This window comes from Clostridium sp. JNZ J1-5, assembly GCF_053901425.1.
The window spans coordinates 1,541,596-1,557,518 of record NZ_CM132773.1; the positions used below are offsets into that span (position 1 = coordinate 1,541,596).

The following is a 15,923-nucleotide window of genomic DNA, read 5'->3' on the forward strand; positions in this document are numbered from 1 at the left end:
GGTGAATTAATATGTATAAGCTAAGAAATTATTCTGAAGAGATAGTAGATAATCTACTAGATAAGATATTACCTCAGTATGATAATATTTGTAAATGTGAAAAATGCAGATTAGACATTAAAGCATATGCTCTCAATTCTATAAAACCTAAATATGTAGTTTCTGATCAAGGTGAAATTTATACCAGAGCTCTTAATGAAATTAATAAACAAGAGATTATTAATATTACGGAATCTATAATGAGAGGTATTGAAATTGTAACAAATAATCCTAAACATTAAAACTTTACATTACTGTTTTAAAGATATGTTTTAAGTTGTTTTCGCATTATGCAGAACCAGCGAGTATAGAAACATATCTTTTTAAATGTAAAAATTCTACAATTTCACATTCATATTACTATAAACAGTTGCTATAATATATTTAGGTAATTCAATTTTCCTAGAGACATGTCTAAGTATTAAAATATCCCTGTTTGGAAAATTTAATGTTAAAGGAGTGAAATCAATGGAATATAATAAAGTTTACGAAGAATGGCTAAACAATGAATGCATTGATGAAAAAACCAAAGAAGAGTTAAGAAGCATAAAAGAAAATAAAAGTGAAATTGAAGATAGGTTTTATAAAGAATTAGAATTTGGTACCGCAGGACTTCGAGGCAAACTAGGTGCTGGAACTAATAGAATGAATATATATAATATATCTAAAGTAACTCAAGGAATAGCTGATTTTATTAAAGAAAAAGGCCCAGATTACATGGATAGAGGTGTTGCAATAGCTTATGATGTTAGGCACTTCTCAAAAGAATTTGCAAAGACTGCAGCCCTTGTTCTTGCTGGAAACGGTATAAAAGCTTATCTATTTGAAGATATACGCCCTACCCCTGAGCTTTCATTTACGATAAGAAGATTACATACTGCAGCCGGAATAATAATTACTGCAAGTCATAATCCTAGAGACTACAACGGTTACAAAGTATACTGGGAAGATGGCGCTCAAGTTCTTTCCAGTATTGCAGATCCTATGAGTGAAAAAATAAGTATGGTTAAAAAATTTGAAGATGTAAATACCATCGATGAAAAAGACGCTTTAGATAGAGGTCTTCTAAGAATCATAGGAAAAGAATTAGATGATGAGTATATAGCAAAAGTTAAAAGCTTAAGCATAAGGGACAATATTGATAAGGATATAAAAATAATCTATACACCTCTCAATGGAACTGGAAACATACCTGTAAGACGTGTATTGAAGGAACGTGGTTTTACTAACATAGTTGTAGTCCCTGAGCAGGAAAATCCTGATCCTGACTTTACAACTGTTGGTTATCCTAATCCTGAAGACACTAAAGCATTTAAATATTCAGAAGACCTTGGTAAAAAAATAGGTTCAGAACTTCTAATAGCAACCGACCCTGATTGTGACAGACTAGCTATAGAAGTTAAAGATAAAAATGGTAACTATATCCCTTTTAACGGTAATCAAACTGGAGCTATTCTTATAAAATATATTGTTGAAGGAATGCATGAAAAAGGCATTCTTCCTAAGAATGGTGCCATTGTGAAGTCTATAGTGACTGGAGATTTAGGTAAGGTTATAGCTGAAGAATATGGCGTTACAACCTTTGAATCCTTAACTGGGTTCAAAAATATTTGTGGCAGAATCCCTGAATTTGAAGCTACTGGTAAGTATGAATTTATTTTTGGGTATGAGGAAAGTATTGGTTACACTACAGGAACTTTTGTTAGAGATAAAGATGGAGTTAGCTCTGCTATGCTCCTATGTGAGGCTGCTGCTTACTATAAAACACAAAATAAGACTTTAATTGATGTATTAAATGAAACCTATGAAAAACATGGTTATTACAAAGAAAAACAAATTTCTTTAGTACTTGAAGGTGTAGACGGAAAAGCTAGAATCGATAGAATGATGAAAACCTATAGAAAATCCTATCCTAAAAAGATTGGAAACATGGATTTAGATAACTTTATAGATTTTCTTGAAGGATATGGTGATATACCTTCTTCAGATGTATTGAAATTCTATTTATCAGGTGGAAGTTGGTATGCAGTTCGCCCTTCTGGAACAGAACCTAAAATAAAAATATATCTTTACACCAAAGCTTCTACATCAGATGAAGCTGATAAAAATCTAAAAATTATGGAAGAAATCATTATGGGAAATTTGAATTCAATTGAATAATTATATTTAAATACCGACATTGAGATTTTAATTTAAAATTCTCAATGTCCTTTTTTGCAAAATATCATATTTATTCATATATAATATTATGTTTTTCAACTTTAATAGCCTTTAATTTAATGGACTTTTCAAAATATTTTAATTTTTGTTAAAAATCTATGTAATTTATATCCTTTTTATATTATAATTATTGTAAACAATGGTTACTACAGTTAAAAGAGGTGGATGGGATTGGAAAATAAGAACATATCAGAGAATGATGTACTAAATTCTTTTAATAATGTAATTCCTTATATGAAATTTTTTTTAGAAGATGACGCTGTATTTGGAATTAATAACACTACGGATTGTTTAAACTTTATTGGAAACTCAAATATGGGAATACAAGATTTTTGTAATAAACCTATTGATAAAAGCACAGTAACCTATAAATGTATAGCAACAGGGGAAATTCAAAAGCAAATAACTCCTAAAGAAATATTTGGATCAGGTATGAAAACCATCGCAGTACCAGTAAAGGATACAAGCGGAAACGTAGTTGGATGCTTATCTATAGGTAAAAGTCTAAAAAGACAAGAAAACATTCAAGAATTATCCAATAATCTTTTTGACGCTATACAAAAAATTTCATCAGCTATAGAAGATATAGCTAGTAGCTTAAATGAAATTTCATTATCAAACTCCGAATTACTTAAAGATGTTGAAGATACAAGTAAAAAAACTGAAAATACAGATGACGTAATAAAATTTATCGAAAAAGTATCTAGTCAAACTAACCTTTTAGGACTAAATGCTGCCATAGAAGCTTCAAGAGCTGGAGATGCTGGCAAAGGCTTTGGAGTAGTTGCTTCTGAAATAAGAAAGCTTTCTTCATTAAGCAGTAGTTCAGCTAAACAAATATCTGCTGTTTTAGAAAATATAAAAGAATCCACATTTGATATTAATCAAAAAATAAATAAAAGCAGCGAGATCTTCGATGGACAAACCTCCGCTTTAAAAGAAATTAATGCTTCAATGCAGCAGCTAAATGCAACTGCAGAAATCTTAAAAGAAATATCTTCTCAATTTTAAAAACTATATGCCTTACATATAAAAAATTTATAAACACTAAAGCAGAACATATTTATAAATGATGCTCTGCTTTTAATTATTTTTCATGTGTTCTGTAATTTTTTAAATTCATTACTTTAAATATAAATAAGCTATTTGTATGCTGCTACTACTGTAGCCATAGATTCTATATTATAATCTCCACCATTAAAATCTCCATACATTTCCACTTTATTAAATCCAGCCTCTTCTAGCATAAGCTTTAAATCTTCACTCTTAAGTGGATATAACTCTACTGTATTATAGTATATTTTTTCTTCTTTGTTGTTCTCAACTAGTATTTTGGTCTTAAATAAGATTTTATCATTTTCTCTCTCATAATTTCTTACAAAGGTTACCCCTTTATCTTGTCTCTGAATTAACGGAAGCTCTTTAATATCTTTCTCTATTATCCTATCATAATTTACTATTTGAATTATTAAGACTCCATTTTCATTTAAAAGTTTATAAAGTTTAGTTATTAGATTGTTTATATCTTCTTTATTATCTAAATGAACTAATGAATTTCCTATGCAGATTATTAAATCAAATTTTTCTTTTATAGAATCTACACTATTCATGTCCATTACCATTGCATTTACATTAGTTCCTTCTTCACAATTCTTTTCTTTTATCCTATTAACCATTTCTTTGTCTAAATCCACTGCAGTTACATTATAGCCCATCTTAGCCATTGCTATAGAATAATTTCCTGTTCCTGCTGCCAAGTCAAGAATCTTCACTTTACCATCAGCTCTATTTTTAATAAAATTTAATTGTGAATTCCCTAATGGGAATACTATATCATAGTACTTACTTAATTCTTCATAAAAACCCAAGTTACATGCTCCTTTCTAACTCATCTATAAGGCTAATATATTTTTCTTGAACCTTATTAGTCTTAGCTGCTTCTTCTACTTTGCTGCATTTTTCATTTATATCCTGTAAATCTTCCTCAGATAGAGTTTTCCTTGCAAATTTATATAGTGCATTGTTTTCTTTAAAAATATGTCTCTTTAATAGATCTGTATATCCTATGGCATTAGCAATAATATCTACCCTAGAATCTTTATCTCCATTTTCATATTTTTTAAGCGATGCTTCTAAATTCATCATGTAAAGTCTTCCCAAATCATGTTCTACGAGCATGCCCTCTACAGAAACTTTGCCAATATGATTATTCTCTCCTGCTGACAATTTACCAAAAAGAATTGTTTCTTCTTTGCTATGATGATGTTTATCGGCATAGTTTCTTACAAAATCTATTATTCTGTAAAAATCATTATAATTTACATTATCATTATTTAATACTTTAATGCACATTTTTCTTATTACTTGAAGCATCCTTTCAATATTCTTATGTTCTTCTACCATTATTTCTATAGCATCCATTTTTATTTTTCCTCCTTATAATTAGTTCAGCTTACAACGCATACTTTAATTTTAGTATTTCTCATTATTCATTATTAATTTATATTAATAATCTTAATCTTAATTTTAAATTTAATTATATTATAGCATTAACGGTTCCTTTATTAGGTAACATTGGTTACACGAAACAAAAAAGTAGCTAGCTTTAACGCTAACTACTCGATTTATTGTATTCTCTAGATTTTTAATAAATTCATAGGTTAAAGGAGCTTTCTCCTTTAGCTTTAAATTTTGTTCCTCATTTACATAATACATAGCAAAGGTTTCAGCAAAATATTCTTCTGGATAATTCACAAAATAAGGATTATCTCCAAATACATTCTTAACCTCTTGTTTCCACATGGTTTTATAACTTTCACTACTTGAGACATCATTAAAAACATATTTATCAATGGCATGTGCAGTTTCATGCAGTTCCAGGTTAATAGCTCCATGTGCTTCTCCTGGATCGCTATAACCTATCCTTGCAACTACAGGCTTTCCTCCTGCTCCTGGAACATCATCCCATGTTTTACCTGTTCCTTCCCATCCCCTTGGAGTAACTCCTTTTAGATATTCATACTCCTTTACTTCTGTTATATTTGTATTTGAAAGTATTATCTTTATCTCATTTTCCGCAAGTTTTTGTAATATTGGTGATGGTATTTTGTTTAATCTGCTTATCATTCTATTTGCTTCATTTACATCATAGCTTTCATTTGGTAAAACTATAAGCTTGTCCATTATATTGTCTTTATCATAATCCTTTATAGTAAATTCCATTGTTATTTCTTTATTTAACCTTTTATTCTCTTTAGAACTTATATCTTTACCTAGTATTAAAGTATAACTTTCTCCTACTTTATATCCTCCATTAGGAGGGTTAACTATAATTGATTTATTATCTTTCCCTAAGCTTAATTCTACATTAACTCTATTATTCTTTGAATCTATTACCTTTATTTCATTTTTGGCAATATCATCAAATTTAATTTCTTTATTAAAATTAATATTCCATAATTTATCTTTTTCTACAACTTGTCCACTTTTAACGTTAGCTGCATAAGCTCCTACAACTCCAGCTGTAAAAAATAAAAGAGTAAATGCAATAGCAAAGGCTCTAATAAAATTATTAAAATTCTTTTTCATTTTATCTCTCCTATGGCTTCTAATTTTTATAACAACTATTTTGCATTACTTCTTATCTTTCTTTAAAATATTTTTGTTTTTTCTCCAAATAAAATAGCCAAAAAAGTATCCTCCTACAGAAAAAGCTATACAAGATATAAATACATTAGATAAAAAATATTCTGATATAGAAATTAACTTATCTAAATCTTTTTCTTGCAATGTAATTATAAAAGAATATATGATAGCTATAGGAATCCCCCATTCTAAAATACCATATTTTATAATAAATCTATTTTTATCGTTTAATCCCATAATAAACACCTCTTTTTAAACTCCACATTATATTATAGACCAATGTAGAACTTAACTGTACAAGAATTATATCATAAAGTATAAAATTTATAAAAGGAATGTATAGCCATTAAATATGTATGTATATATTTTTATAACCATTTTACCTCTCCTTGAATAATCTATCTGTAAAGGAGTGATACTATGGTTAATAAAGCAAGTAGTAACCCCTATTCTATTGAAATCGATAGAGGTAATAGAATATTAAAACTACTAAAACATGGAGCCATTATAAGAGAATATCCCATAGCCGTTAAAACCCCTTTAAGCCCATATATTAATGGAAAGTGGATAATACTAAAAAAAACTTTTAGCGGAAAATATGAAAAAGAATACTTCATGAAGCTAAGTATACCTTATGGAGTACACTGAAGTAATCCATCTGTGATAAACTTTAAACACCTTGATTTTTTCCAGTCTTCAAAATGACTCTTAAGAAGAGATAATACCTCTGGATTGTTTTCTTTAGCACTAGGTGAAAATGTATTTTTCATTTCCATGTATCTAATAATATCCTCCATCTGTTCAATTTGAGGATTCTTATTTAATCTGCATTTAAACTCTATATAATCATCTTCTTCTATACTATTGATATCTTGGTCAGAAGATATTTTCTTTAATAGATTCTGTGCCTCTAAAATGCCTCTAGTCTCCAGTAATACTACTATTGTTTTTGAAATTTTCTCTTCTGTTCTCTGATTTACATATTCATCTAACAGTTCAAGAGTAAATGTTCCTTGAATAAATCTTCCTTGCAAAACATTAGATAATGGTGTAGAAATTTTAATTACCTGTTGATGTTTATTGCTTACAGTTTTAATTTGCACAAATTCCTGTACCACTACAGTAAATAGGTTGTTCAATAGGTTTTCATTTACATATAACGGAATAATAGCTCTATTAACTGCCATTTAGAAGAATTCTCTCCCTTAGAAGTACTTAACAATATAATTCTATAAATTTAAATAAATTTTTAGAACTGTTTCTGAAGTATTTTTTAACGTCTTTCCCTTTTCCCCAGCTTCTTATGGAGAACTCCTTCTACTTCTACTATCTTTTCTGGAGAAATAGCCAAAACCATTTCTCTTTTATTCTTTTTAGATAATTGTCTTTCTTCTACTATAAGCATTAAATTACTATCTTTCCAACCATATTCTTTTACTTGATTCCACTTGTAAGCTCTAGTTCCTAGTGAAATCCCTCCTTCTGCTATGTATCTTTTACTAACTTGTGAGTATATTAATGCAAAATAAAAAGATGCCCAAAAAATAATTTCCGAAATTAAATTAAAAATAACTATTCCTCTATTTCCATCTGCAACCTTATCTATAGCTAATCTATAATCTTTAACTGTAATACTTATCATATATATAACTATTACAGTCAGTACTCCCATTAGAATAAATCTATTATTTCCTTTATTTTCTCCAACTTCTATTAGCATTTTACCTAATTTCTTTTTTTGATTTATAGATATAATAAGATTAATTATAATAAACGCAATAAAAATTAGAAAAATAATATTTATGCTTTCTCCATGAGTCATATACTTTCTTCCTTCCTAAATTTGATTTTTATTCCTCTATTTTCTTATTATATCTAACTAACATTAGTTTTGTATATACTTTTACATATGTAATAAACAGCCTTATAAACAAAAATACAAGGATATCTTAAAATGACACCTTGTATTTCAAACTTATTTTTTATTTATTGATCTATAAATGCTTCTTGATTCCCTATAGTATTTATTAAGCTTTCTTAAATTTATTACCCAAAGGTAAACAATAAAAGGTATGAAAAGACTTAATAATATATGAACGTTAGCCATTAATATAAAATCAAAAGTCCCATGTAATAATGCTGGAACCATCCATGATCTTTTAAGATAATATTTATAAGTACTATCCTTATGAGCAAATTTTGCTAAGGAAAGATAATATCCCATGGTTACAGCAAATAATAAATGTCCTGGCACGGAAAATATTCCTCTATATAGTCCTACATATGGATTTGCAGTAAATCTAAAAACCACGTATATTACATTTTCAACTGTGGCAAATCCTAAAGCCGAAAAAGCTGCATATATTATTCCGTCTAGCTTTTCGTTAAATTCATGACTTTTAAATGCAGATCTTAATACAACTTCTCTTTTAAAAAATTCTTCTGTTAGTCCAGCTACTATAAAAGCATTAAAAGCTGCTCCTAATAGCCCTCCAAATCTATTCCATGATGTAAGTATACTTTCCACAATTGCAGTTGGAATTACTGAAAGTGCTCCTAATATAAATACTTTAAAAAGCAATCCAACAGGCTCTCTATCATACCTATCTGTCAGGTATGCTGAAAGTGCTAACACTAATCCAGGAGTTAATGCAATAATAAATAGTCTAGTAGTCATTATTCTCCTCCCTTCTTTAAAATTTCTAAATGTTCTCTAGAACAATTTATTAAACTTTTAAATAAAGCCTTTGTCTCTTCTTTTAAATTACTATTAGCTAAAAATCTTTCATACATCTCTATATTTTCATTTTCCGCTTTAATAGAAAGAGCATATGAATCACTAATGTTCTTAGGAAAAGTAATTATATAATCCTCTGCCATATCTGCGGGAATAGGTATACTATATTTTGTTAACATAGACATTAAAATTGATATATTAATATTTTCATCTCTGACCATATCTAAAAAATGCTTTTTATCTTCAAATTTTTTGATAATAAATTCATATCTTGATCTTAAAGTATATTCATCTTGTAATGCATATTTAAGCATGCTTTCTTCAGTTAAATTATTATCTCTTTTCGCTGCCTCTGCTCCCCACTTATTTCCCTGCAATTCTGCCATTGTAAATACAGCATCATCTTTATTTACAGGCTCATTTTTCATCTTAAACTCACAAGAAACTAAAGTGCATAAAAAAATAGATGCAGCTAAAAGTGTTAAGCTTCTTTTTATCTTTTTAATATTCATATCATCACTCCTATGATAACCTACTAATTTAGTTTTTCCTAAATTTATATAATTATTAATGATATGATACAAATGTAAAAATCCATTATTATTAAAAATTATAAATTTAAAAACTCGTATAACGACTTTTTCGCTATACGAGTTTTAACTTATTTAGTAATTCAATTTATTTATATCAATGCCATAATATTCAGAAAGAACTTTCTTTTCACCATTAGTCATGGAGATTACACCCTTTTCTTTGTCAATATACTCAGAAGTAGATATATTTAAAAGTTCTGCTATGCCATCTTCTTTCTCTCCATTTTCTATTCTTATTTTTCTTAAATTTTCATTCATAATATCACCCCTAACATTAAGTCAAAGATATTATATATTCTCTTTTTAGTATTATTAGTTTTACATAGACAAACTATACTGAAAACTTTATTCTTAATTATATAAAAAGTCCTATTTATCCTACTTTTTCTTGGCTTGTGGACCTTTACTTATTTTCACAGTTATCTTTGTACCTTTTATTGCTGTATCATTAGTTAGCGGTGATTGAGAGCTAATCTTATCTTTTGGAATAAATGCACTATATTCTTCCCCAGACTTTTCAACTTCTAGTCCTCTTTTGCTTAAAAGTGCCTTTGCTTCTTCTAAAGTTTTTCCCTTAAGATCTGGTACAATTATAAAGTGCTCTTCCACTGCCTCAGAAGAATCCGATATTTTTTTCACATTAGTTTTTTTTGACATTGAACATGAAAAACATAATATTGTAATAACCAAAATTAGAGTTCCTAAAAGTATATATTTATTCTTCTCTAACTTTAACTTCAATTTAAATCCCCCAAGAAAATACTCTGTAATTATAATATGCTGAAGCATAGTTATAATTACATAATATAGCATCATGTAAGACTTTTTTTGTATATATTTAAAATATAAAACTTAATCAGATTATTAATCCCTTTTATAGGGAATCATAATGTAAAACTATATGGAATATATTCTAAATATATACTTAATTGAGGAGATATTTTAATGATAAAAGATATTTCTAAAAAAACTTTAACTAGATATATTATGATTTCTACAATACTTTTTATTTACTTCTTGTTTATATCTTTAGATATATTAAGCAAAACCACAGTGACTTCATATTCCACTGAATTAAAATATCTAACTATAATTCTATTTTTTATAACATCTTTAACAATAGATAGTGCTACTCATAATGTAAAGAACCTTCGTCTTTTGCAATTTGCCCTATTTTTTACACTTTGTGCTGATACTTGCTTATTAATTTTTGACTATTATAAGCCTGGAATTTTCTTTTTTTGTATAGTACAAACACTATATATAATTAGGCATAATAATATCGCTAATATAGATAAAAACAAACTATTAATTCCAATTATATTAATAATTGTACTTCCCATTGCTTTAAATAAAATACGACCTGTAAAAATTGAACAAGGTTTATATTTAATAGCTATAGTTTATTCAGTACTTCTTATAACAGGGCTTATTATAGCTTTAAATTCTACAAGAACCATTGCTTGGGGAATGATATTTTTCTTTCTATGCGATACTAATGTAGCTCTATCTTTCATATTTTCTGTTTATCCTGTTTATTTATTAGGTATACCCTTAGATTATATTTGTGGCTTCTTAGTTTGGGTATTTTATCTTCCCTCTCAACTTTTACTTACTCTAAGTGGATTTGAAAATGAGAAATTACATAAGTTTTAGGCAAATTATTACATAGCCTTAATATTTATTTAATCACAATTCTATATAATTAATATATTGGCTATATTTTAAGAAACGCATTGTAAAACTATAAATAGGAGATGGATGTAATGATAATAAATTATGCTCATATGGGTGCTAGTGGATACTATCCTGAGAATACTATGCTTGCTTTTGAAAAAGCTTTAGAATTAGGTGCTACAGGCATAGAAACTGATATACAAATGACTAGTGATGGTGAATTAGTACTTATTCATGACGAACTGGTTAATAGAACTACAGACGGCAATGGTCTAGTAAAAGATTACACTTATAGTGAACTCTCTAAACTAGATGCTGGCGCAAAATTTTCTTCAGAATTTAAAGGACTTAAAATACCTACTCTCAAAGAACTTATGGAACTGGCAAAGGTAAAAAACTTAATGTTAGATTTGGAAATAAAGAGTAATATTGTTCAATATCCAAATATAGAAGAAAAAATTATTAACACAATATATGACTATAAAATGCAGGATAATGTTATATTATCAAGTTTTAATCACTACTCTTTAGTAAAGTCAAAGAAAATCTCTAAAAAAATAAAAATAGGACTTTTATATGTAGCTGGTCTGTATCATCCAGAAAGATATGCTAAAAGCGTAGGTGCAGAAGCCTTGCACCCATATTTTCATGCAGTGAATAATCCTAAAATTATTAAGGACATAAAAAAATCAAAAATACTCATAAATCCATATACAATAGACGATGAAAAATTTTTGAAACTTTTTGTAGATTATGGTGTTACCGGAATAATAACAAATTATCCAGATAGATTAAGTAAAATTTTGGAGGGCAAAAATGAATAAGCAAAACTATAAGAAAACTTTCTTACTTGGTTTTGGATTTTTCTCTATAAGTTTGACTTGGTCCATATATAACTCATTTATGCCTAAAATGTTAAGTAATTATCTAAGCAGCGCTACCTTAATTGGTTTTATAATGACCATAGATAATTATTTTGCTCTTTTTATTCAACCTACTGTAGGAAATCTAAGCGACAATATAAATACCAAGTTCGGGAAAAGGATGCCTTTCATAATGATTGGCACGCCTCTAGCTGCTTTGTTTTTATTTTTGATTCCTAGTTATACGAATCTTTTTACTCTCATATTCTTTCTTGTATTTGCTAATTTATCTATGAGCATATTTAGAGCACCAGTTATAGCTCTAATGCCTGACCTAACATATCCTGAACATAGAAGTAAGGCAAATAGTGTCATTAATCTTATGGGTGGAATAGGTGCCATCTTAGCATATTTTGTAGGTTCAAAATTATGGTCTAAAAATCAAGCCTATCCATTCTACATGGCAGCATCTCTCATGCTAATTTCTCTACTAATATTGATACTATTTATAAAAGAAAAAAGAGATGTGTTAAATTACGAAATAAATTTAAAGGCTAAAAACAGTTTAATGACTAATCTGAGATCTTTAGTAAAAACTCAAAAAAACACTTTATTTCTCCTTTGTGCAATATGCAGCTGGTTTATAGGCTATCAAGGTATAGAAGCTTTTTTTACACTGTATGGAGAAAAATTTCTTAATATTTCTGTACCAAGTGCTGTTTTTTCCTTCACATTCATGTCTGTATCATTTTTAATATTTGCAATACCTGCTGGAATAATTGGAACAAAACTAGGTAAAAAACGTGCAATATCTATTGGAATTTTAGGACTTATAATTTGCTTTACAGTTTTAGCTTTTATTAGAGATATATTTATTATTAGAATTATATTTATTATATGCGGAATGTTTTGGTCTTTTATAAATATAAACTCTTATCCTTTTGTAGTAGATATGGCCCCTAGAGGTGAAATAGGAACTTATACTGGTTTCTATTATATGTTTTCTGCCCTTGCAGCTATAGTATCTCCCCCTCTTCTTGGAAGAACTATAGACCTTTTAGGTTATAAATACATGTTTTTATATGGTGCTGGCTTTTATTTGTTATCATTTATATTTATTATATTTGTAAAGCTAGACAATAAGGCTAATCTGAATTTTAAAAATCATATTTAAAAATAACTAAAATAATAAAAAGTGCTTAAAACTTAATGTTTTAAGCACTTTTTATTATTTTATAATTTTGTATTCTATCTTAATCAACTAAGTTTTCTTCTGGTATATCTACTTTGATTCCTTCTAAAGAGAAATTCCCTTTAAATTTATCAGTAACCATTTCATCACAAACTTTTTTAACACTTTCAACTGCTCCGTTTATTACTGAAACAACTTGCCTAACTTCTTTTGGAACATTGTCAGGCTGTCCATAAGTTTCTTCTAAGTAGCCAACTAAATTGTTCATTATATGATTTACAACTTGGTTTGCCATATCTGCCTTTCCAACATTCATTAATTCCTGTAATTCTATTGTTACTCCTTTTTTATCCATTATCACAATTCCTCCCAATCTGATTAAGGCTTACTTATCCTAATATATTAATTACATAAAATAATTGAAATTCCTCTATTAATTATAATTTTATTAAAATTAATTTTTTTCTACATTATCTCCTTTCATTAAAGATTTTAAACTGTAAACTTTTCTATTGTATCTTCAAGATTTTTTGATAGTTCTGAAAGGTATGTAATTGAAGAAGCTATTTGTTGTATAGCTGCAGTCTGCTCTTCTGTAGCAGATACAACATCTTCTGCACTTGAAGCATTTTCTTCTATTATACTTACAGTATTTTTTATAGAGTTCTCTACTGATGCTGTATCTTTATTAACGGCTTCAACCTTATTGAAAACTTCATTAATCTTAGTTGTTACTTTAGAAACAGAATTTTCTATTGTTTTAAAGGATTCTTCTGTTAATTTGAGAGAGGAAGCTTGATCACTTATGGAATTTTGTGCATCATTCATCTCAGTAACAGCTTTCTCTATATTAACTTGAACATCCTTTATTAAATTACCGATTTGATCTGTTGATTGCTTTGAGAGTTCTGCTAATTTTTTTATTTCATTAGCCACTACTGAAAATCCTCTACCCGCTTCTCCTGCTCTAGATGCTTCTATTGATGCATTAAGTGCTAGAAGATTAACTTGCTTTGTACTTCCATTTATAAATTCTACAACTTGTCCGATTTCAATAGACTTTTTAGATAACTCTGAAATAACCTTGGCAACCCTATAAGATGTTTCTTTACTATTTAGCATTTTGTCACTTTGATATTTAAGATTAATAACCCCATCATTTACGGTTTCTACTGCCTCATTAGCAAGTTGTCTTATATATATTGTATCTTCTGTTATTTCATTTAGTCCTTTTGCAACATTACTTACAAGATCACTACCTTTTCGTGCCAATTCTGCTTGCTCTTCAGCTCCTGCAGCCATGTTTGAAATATTTTCAGTAACTTGCTCAGAAGCATTGCTAACCTCTTCTGAAGATTTCATTATCTGATCAGATGATGAAGCTACTGTTATGCTTGTATGTTTTGCATGAGAGATTGATCCTCTAATTTTTTCAATAAAACTATTGAATTGCTCAGTCAATTGCCCTAACTCGTCCTTTTTATATACTTCCCCTTTTACAGTGAGGTCTCCACTTTCTGCTCTTTTCATTAATCTCTTAAATTGTTCAATAAACTTTGTAATATCTTTATATGTTGATAGAACCATAAATGTAAGAAATAAAATCACCAAAATGCTAATAATCATTATACAAATTAGAGTTTTTCTAAAGTTATGTAAATCTATTTTAGATTGATTTAACATACTTTCTGTTTCTAGTTTTGATTTATCCTGTATTTGATTTACTAATAAATCTATTTGGTCTGTCGGAGCTCTATCAATACCTTTAACTAATGTATCTACTACTTTATAACTTCCAATATTATTAGGATCGTAGCTTTTGATTGCCTTTGTATATTTATCATACAACTCTTTGTGGGAAATTATTAATTTTTCAATTAAAGAAGTGTCCATATTACTTTTTATTAGGTCTTCTTTAAGATTGGCTAATTCTGCCTGTACATTTTCATTTCCTTTTGAAAATTCAGTATAATATTTTTTAAAAGATTCTGGATCATTTCCTCTTAACAGTGTATTTTTCCATTCTTGAACCTGTTTCTTAAAATCCACTTGAATTTTTCTTGCATCATCAACTAAATAAATAAAATTAACAGTATTGCTTAATCTATTATCATATTTCTTACTAATATTACTAAGAGAAATCCATGAGAAAAGTCCAACTCCCAATGTAAGTAATACGGTAATACCTACTAACATATATAATCTAATTCCTATGCCCTTATTATCCTTCATAGCTTAAGCCTCCCTTATAGTCAAAATGTTTAAATCTATAGCCAATTACAATTTTACCTACCCGAAAATTATACCATTTATATGTCCAACTATAAACAGTTCCGGTAAACTATATAGGCTACTATATTCACTTTTCTATGTACTGCATCACTTTATATACTTATTAATCAAAAAGGTTAAATGGATTTTAAGTGTCCATTTAACCTTATATTTTATTTACACAAATAACTGCATATCAGATTGAAGTGCATCCTTTAGATAATCCGTAGCAGTTATAATTTCAAGCTCCGGAATGAACTCTTCTTTTTTAAATCCCATAACCTCTACAGACATTTTACAGCCATAAAACTTAACGCCTTTTTTTCTTGCTCCTTTTAAAAAATCTATTAAACGTGGTGCTTCTACATCTTCCATCATTTCCTCTAACATTGCCTTCCCTATTCCAGCTATATTCATCTTTGATAGTGGTAATTCATCAGGTCCCTTTGGCGTCATCATATTAAACATTTTTTCATAAGCCGTTTTATCTTCCAGTGTCATCTTATCTGGATCTCTCAATAAAAATAATCCCCAAAATGCACAAAACATTGTCACTTCTACTCCGATTTCTCTAGCTGCATTAGCTATTGTTAGTGCTGCTAAGGCTTTATCATATTCTCCGCTGAAAAGAAGAATATTTAACTTTTTATTGCTTATCTCATTATCCAAGTCTGTTTCCTCCTACA

At 28.4% G+C, this 15,923-nt stretch carries 20 protein-coding genes; 7 read left to right on the forward strand and 13 right to left on the reverse strand.

Annotated elements, in window-relative coordinates; genetic code table 11:
• The first annotated feature begins 11 nt into the window (after positions 1 to 11).
• The 3 genes from ACWW38_RS07290 (at position 12) to ACWW38_RS07300 (ending at position 3,270) form a co-directional block, all read left to right on the forward strand.
• Positions 12 to 281: a late competence development ComFB family protein gene (locus tag ACWW38_RS07290; RefSeq protein ID WP_456260119.1), complete on the forward strand. Its 270-nt coding sequence runs from the start codon at positions 12 to 14 to the stop codon at positions 279 to 281.
• Positions 282 to 507: 226 nt separating this feature from the next.
• A complete protein-coding gene (locus tag ACWW38_RS07295; protein WP_456260120.1) occupies positions 508 to 2,199 on the forward strand; it encodes a phospho-sugar mutase in 1,692 nt (563 codons plus the stop codon).
• A gap of 231 nt (positions 2,200 to 2,430) precedes the next feature.
• Positions 2,431 to 3,270: a methyl-accepting chemotaxis protein gene (locus ACWW38_RS07300; protein ID WP_456260121.1), complete on the forward strand. Its 840-nt coding sequence runs from the start codon at positions 2,431 to 2,433 to the stop codon at positions 3,268 to 3,270.
• 131 nt (positions 3,271 to 3,401) lie between these two features.
• Here ACWW38_RS07300 and ACWW38_RS07305 read toward each other — a convergent pair whose 3' ends face one another.
• The 4 genes from ACWW38_RS07305 to ACWW38_RS07320 form a co-directional block, all read right to left on the reverse strand.
• Positions 3,402 to 4,127 carry a class I SAM-dependent methyltransferase gene (locus ACWW38_RS07305; RefSeq protein WP_456260122.1) on the reverse strand — a complete coding sequence of 242 codons (726 nt, stop codon included), beginning with the start codon at positions 4,125 to 4,127 and terminating at the stop codon, positions 3,402 to 3,404.
• A 1-nt stretch (position 4,128) separates the two neighbouring features.
• The gene (locus ACWW38_RS07310) at positions 4,129 to 4,680 is read right to left on the reverse strand and encodes a hemerythrin domain-containing protein (RefSeq protein WP_456260123.1); all 552 of its coding nucleotides are present in this window, start codon (positions 4,678 to 4,680) and stop codon (positions 4,129 to 4,131) included.
• Positions 4,681 to 4,800: 120 nt separating this feature from the next.
• Complete coding sequence (locus ACWW38_RS07315; protein WP_456260124.1) at positions 4,801 to 5,847, reverse strand: anthrax toxin lethal factor-related metalloendopeptidase; 1,047 nt, start codon at positions 5,845 to 5,847, stop codon at positions 4,801 to 4,803.
• A 45-nt stretch (positions 5,848 to 5,892) separates the two neighbouring features.
• On the reverse strand, positions 5,893 to 6,141 hold the full coding sequence (locus ACWW38_RS07320; protein WP_456260125.1) for a peptidylprolyl isomerase: 249 nt from the start codon (positions 6,139 to 6,141) through the stop codon (positions 5,893 to 5,895).
• Between the two features lie 183 nt (positions 6,142 to 6,324).
• On the opposite strand from ACWW38_RS07320, the gene ACWW38_RS07325 reads away from it, so the two are divergent.
• The gene (locus tag ACWW38_RS07325; RefSeq protein ID WP_456260126.1) at positions 6,325 to 6,552 is read left to right on the forward strand and encodes a hypothetical protein; all 228 of its coding nucleotides are present in this window, start codon (positions 6,325 to 6,327) and stop codon (positions 6,550 to 6,552) included.
• Here ACWW38_RS07325 and ACWW38_RS07330 read toward each other — a convergent pair.
• From ACWW38_RS07330 to ACWW38_RS07355, 6 genes are all read right to left on the reverse strand, one after another.
• Positions 6,537 to 7,091 (reverse strand): hypothetical protein, encoded by a 555-nt coding sequence (locus tag ACWW38_RS07330; RefSeq protein WP_456260127.1) that lies wholly within the window; start codon positions 7,089 to 7,091, stop codon positions 6,537 to 6,539. The genes ACWW38_RS07325 and ACWW38_RS07330 overlap by 16 nt on opposite strands.
• Positions 7,092 to 7,177: 86 nt before the next feature.
• Entirely contained in the window at positions 7,178 to 7,726 is a 549-nt protein-coding gene (locus ACWW38_RS07335) for a DUF5673 domain-containing protein (protein WP_456260128.1), read from the reverse strand.
• 153 nt (positions 7,727 to 7,879) lie between these two features.
• The gene (locus tag ACWW38_RS07340; RefSeq protein ID WP_456260129.1) at positions 7,880 to 8,581 is read right to left on the reverse strand and encodes a PrsW family intramembrane metalloprotease; all 702 of its coding nucleotides are present in this window, start codon (positions 8,579 to 8,581) and stop codon (positions 7,880 to 7,882) included.
• Entirely contained in the window at positions 8,581 to 9,153 is a 573-nt protein-coding gene (locus ACWW38_RS07345) for a ferritin family protein (protein WP_456260130.1), read from the reverse strand. Before ACWW38_RS07345 ends, ACWW38_RS07340 begins: the two co-directional genes overlap by 1 nt.
• 153 nt (positions 9,154 to 9,306) lie before the next feature.
• A complete protein-coding gene (locus ACWW38_RS07350; RefSeq protein ID WP_456260131.1) occupies positions 9,307 to 9,492 on the reverse strand; it encodes a hypothetical protein in 186 nt (61 codons plus the stop codon).
• A 120-nt stretch (positions 9,493 to 9,612) separates the two neighbouring features.
• Positions 9,613 to 9,975 (reverse strand): PASTA domain-containing protein, encoded by a 363-nt coding sequence (locus ACWW38_RS07355; protein WP_456260132.1) that lies wholly within the window; start codon positions 9,973 to 9,975, stop codon positions 9,613 to 9,615.
• Between the two features lie 204 nt (positions 9,976 to 10,179).
• Here ACWW38_RS07355 and ACWW38_RS07360 point away from each other — a divergent pair, with 204 nt between their 5' ends.
• The 3 genes from ACWW38_RS07360 to ACWW38_RS07370 all read left to right on the forward strand — a co-directional run bounded on the left by ACWW38_RS07360 (position 10,180) and on the right by ACWW38_RS07370 (position 12,948).
• The gene (locus tag ACWW38_RS07360) at positions 10,180 to 10,890 is read left to right on the forward strand and encodes a hypothetical protein (protein ID WP_456260133.1); all 711 of its coding nucleotides are present in this window, start codon (positions 10,180 to 10,182) and stop codon (positions 10,888 to 10,890) included.
• 110 nt (positions 10,891 to 11,000) lie between these two features.
• On the forward strand, positions 11,001 to 11,735 hold the full coding sequence (locus tag ACWW38_RS07365; RefSeq protein WP_456260134.1) for a glycerophosphodiester phosphodiesterase: 735 nt from the start codon (positions 11,001 to 11,003) through the stop codon (positions 11,733 to 11,735).
• On the forward strand, positions 11,728 to 12,948 hold the full coding sequence (locus ACWW38_RS07370; RefSeq protein WP_456260135.1) for an MFS transporter: 1,221 nt from the start codon (positions 11,728 to 11,730) through the stop codon (positions 12,946 to 12,948). The genes ACWW38_RS07365 and ACWW38_RS07370 overlap by 8 nt, the downstream gene beginning before the upstream one ends.
• 79 nt (positions 12,949 to 13,027) lie before the next feature.
• On the opposite strand, the gene ACWW38_RS07375 is transcribed toward ACWW38_RS07370, so the two are convergent.
• The 3 genes from ACWW38_RS07375 to ACWW38_RS07385 form a co-directional block, all read right to left on the reverse strand.
• Positions 13,028 to 13,321: a hypothetical protein gene (locus tag ACWW38_RS07375; RefSeq protein ID WP_456260136.1), complete on the reverse strand. Its 294-nt coding sequence runs from the start codon at positions 13,319 to 13,321 to the stop codon at positions 13,028 to 13,030.
• A 137-nt stretch (positions 13,322 to 13,458) separates the two neighbouring features.
• Positions 13,459 to 15,198: a methyl-accepting chemotaxis protein gene (locus ACWW38_RS07380; protein ID WP_456260137.1), complete on the reverse strand. Its 1,740-nt coding sequence runs from the start codon at positions 15,196 to 15,198 to the stop codon at positions 13,459 to 13,461.
• Positions 15,199 to 15,414: 216 nt separating this feature from the next.
• Positions 15,415 to 15,906, reverse strand: a complete 492-nt coding sequence (locus tag ACWW38_RS07385; RefSeq protein ID WP_456260138.1) for a DsrE/DsrF/DrsH-like family protein — start codon at positions 15,904 to 15,906, stop codon at positions 15,415 to 15,417.
• Between the last annotated feature and the right edge of the window lie 17 nt (positions 15,907 to 15,923).

Excerpts from the sequence above, each read along its gene's own strand:
- ACWW38_RS07290 (WP_456260119.1), top strand. The coding sequence starts at position 12 with ATGTATAAGCTAAGAAATTATTCTGAAGAGATAGTAGATAATCTACTA.
- ACWW38_RS07295 (WP_456260120.1), top strand. The coding sequence starts at position 508 with ATGGAATATAATAAAGTTTACGAAGAATGGCTAAACAATGAATGCATT.
- ACWW38_RS07310 (WP_456260123.1), bottom strand. The coding sequence starts at position 4,680 with ATGGATGCTATAGAAATAATGGTAGAAGAACATAAGAATATTGAAAGG.
- ACWW38_RS07315 (WP_456260124.1), bottom strand. The coding sequence starts at position 5,847 with ATGAAAAAGAATTTTAATAATTTTATTAGAGCCTTTGCTATTGCATTT.
- ACWW38_RS07320 (WP_456260125.1), bottom strand. The coding sequence starts at position 6,141 with ATGGGATTAAACGATAAAAATAGATTTATTATAAAATATGGTATTTTA.
- ACWW38_RS07325 (WP_456260126.1), top strand. The coding sequence starts at position 6,325 with ATGGTTAATAAAGCAAGTAGTAACCCCTATTCTATTGAAATCGATAGA.
- ACWW38_RS07330 (WP_456260127.1), bottom strand. The coding sequence starts at position 7,091 with ATGGCAGTTAATAGAGCTATTATTCCGTTATATGTAAATGAAAACCTA.
- ACWW38_RS07335 (WP_456260128.1), bottom strand. The coding sequence starts at position 7,726 with ATGACTCATGGAGAAAGCATAAATATTATTTTTCTAATTTTTATTGCG.
- ACWW38_RS07340 (WP_456260129.1), bottom strand. The coding sequence starts at position 8,581 with ATGACTACTAGACTATTTATTATTGCATTAACTCCTGGATTAGTGTTA.
- ACWW38_RS07345 (WP_456260130.1), bottom strand. The coding sequence starts at position 9,153 with ATGAATATTAAAAAGATAAAAAGAAGCTTAACACTTTTAGCTGCATCT.
- ACWW38_RS07350 (WP_456260131.1), bottom strand. The coding sequence starts at position 9,492 with ATGAATGAAAATTTAAGAAAAATAAGAATAGAAAATGGAGAGAAAGAA.
- ACWW38_RS07360 (WP_456260133.1), top strand. The coding sequence starts at position 10,180 with ATGATAAAAGATATTTCTAAAAAAACTTTAACTAGATATATTATGATT.
- ACWW38_RS07365 (WP_456260134.1), top strand. The coding sequence starts at position 11,001 with ATGATAATAAATTATGCTCATATGGGTGCTAGTGGATACTATCCTGAG.
- ACWW38_RS07370 (WP_456260135.1), top strand. The coding sequence starts at position 11,728 with ATGAATAAGCAAAACTATAAGAAAACTTTCTTACTTGGTTTTGGATTT.
- ACWW38_RS07375 (WP_456260136.1), bottom strand. The coding sequence starts at position 13,321 with ATGGATAAAAAAGGAGTAACAATAGAATTACAGGAATTAATGAATGTT.
- ACWW38_RS07380 (WP_456260137.1), bottom strand. The coding sequence starts at position 15,198 with ATGAAGGATAATAAGGGCATAGGAATTAGATTATATATGTTAGTAGGT.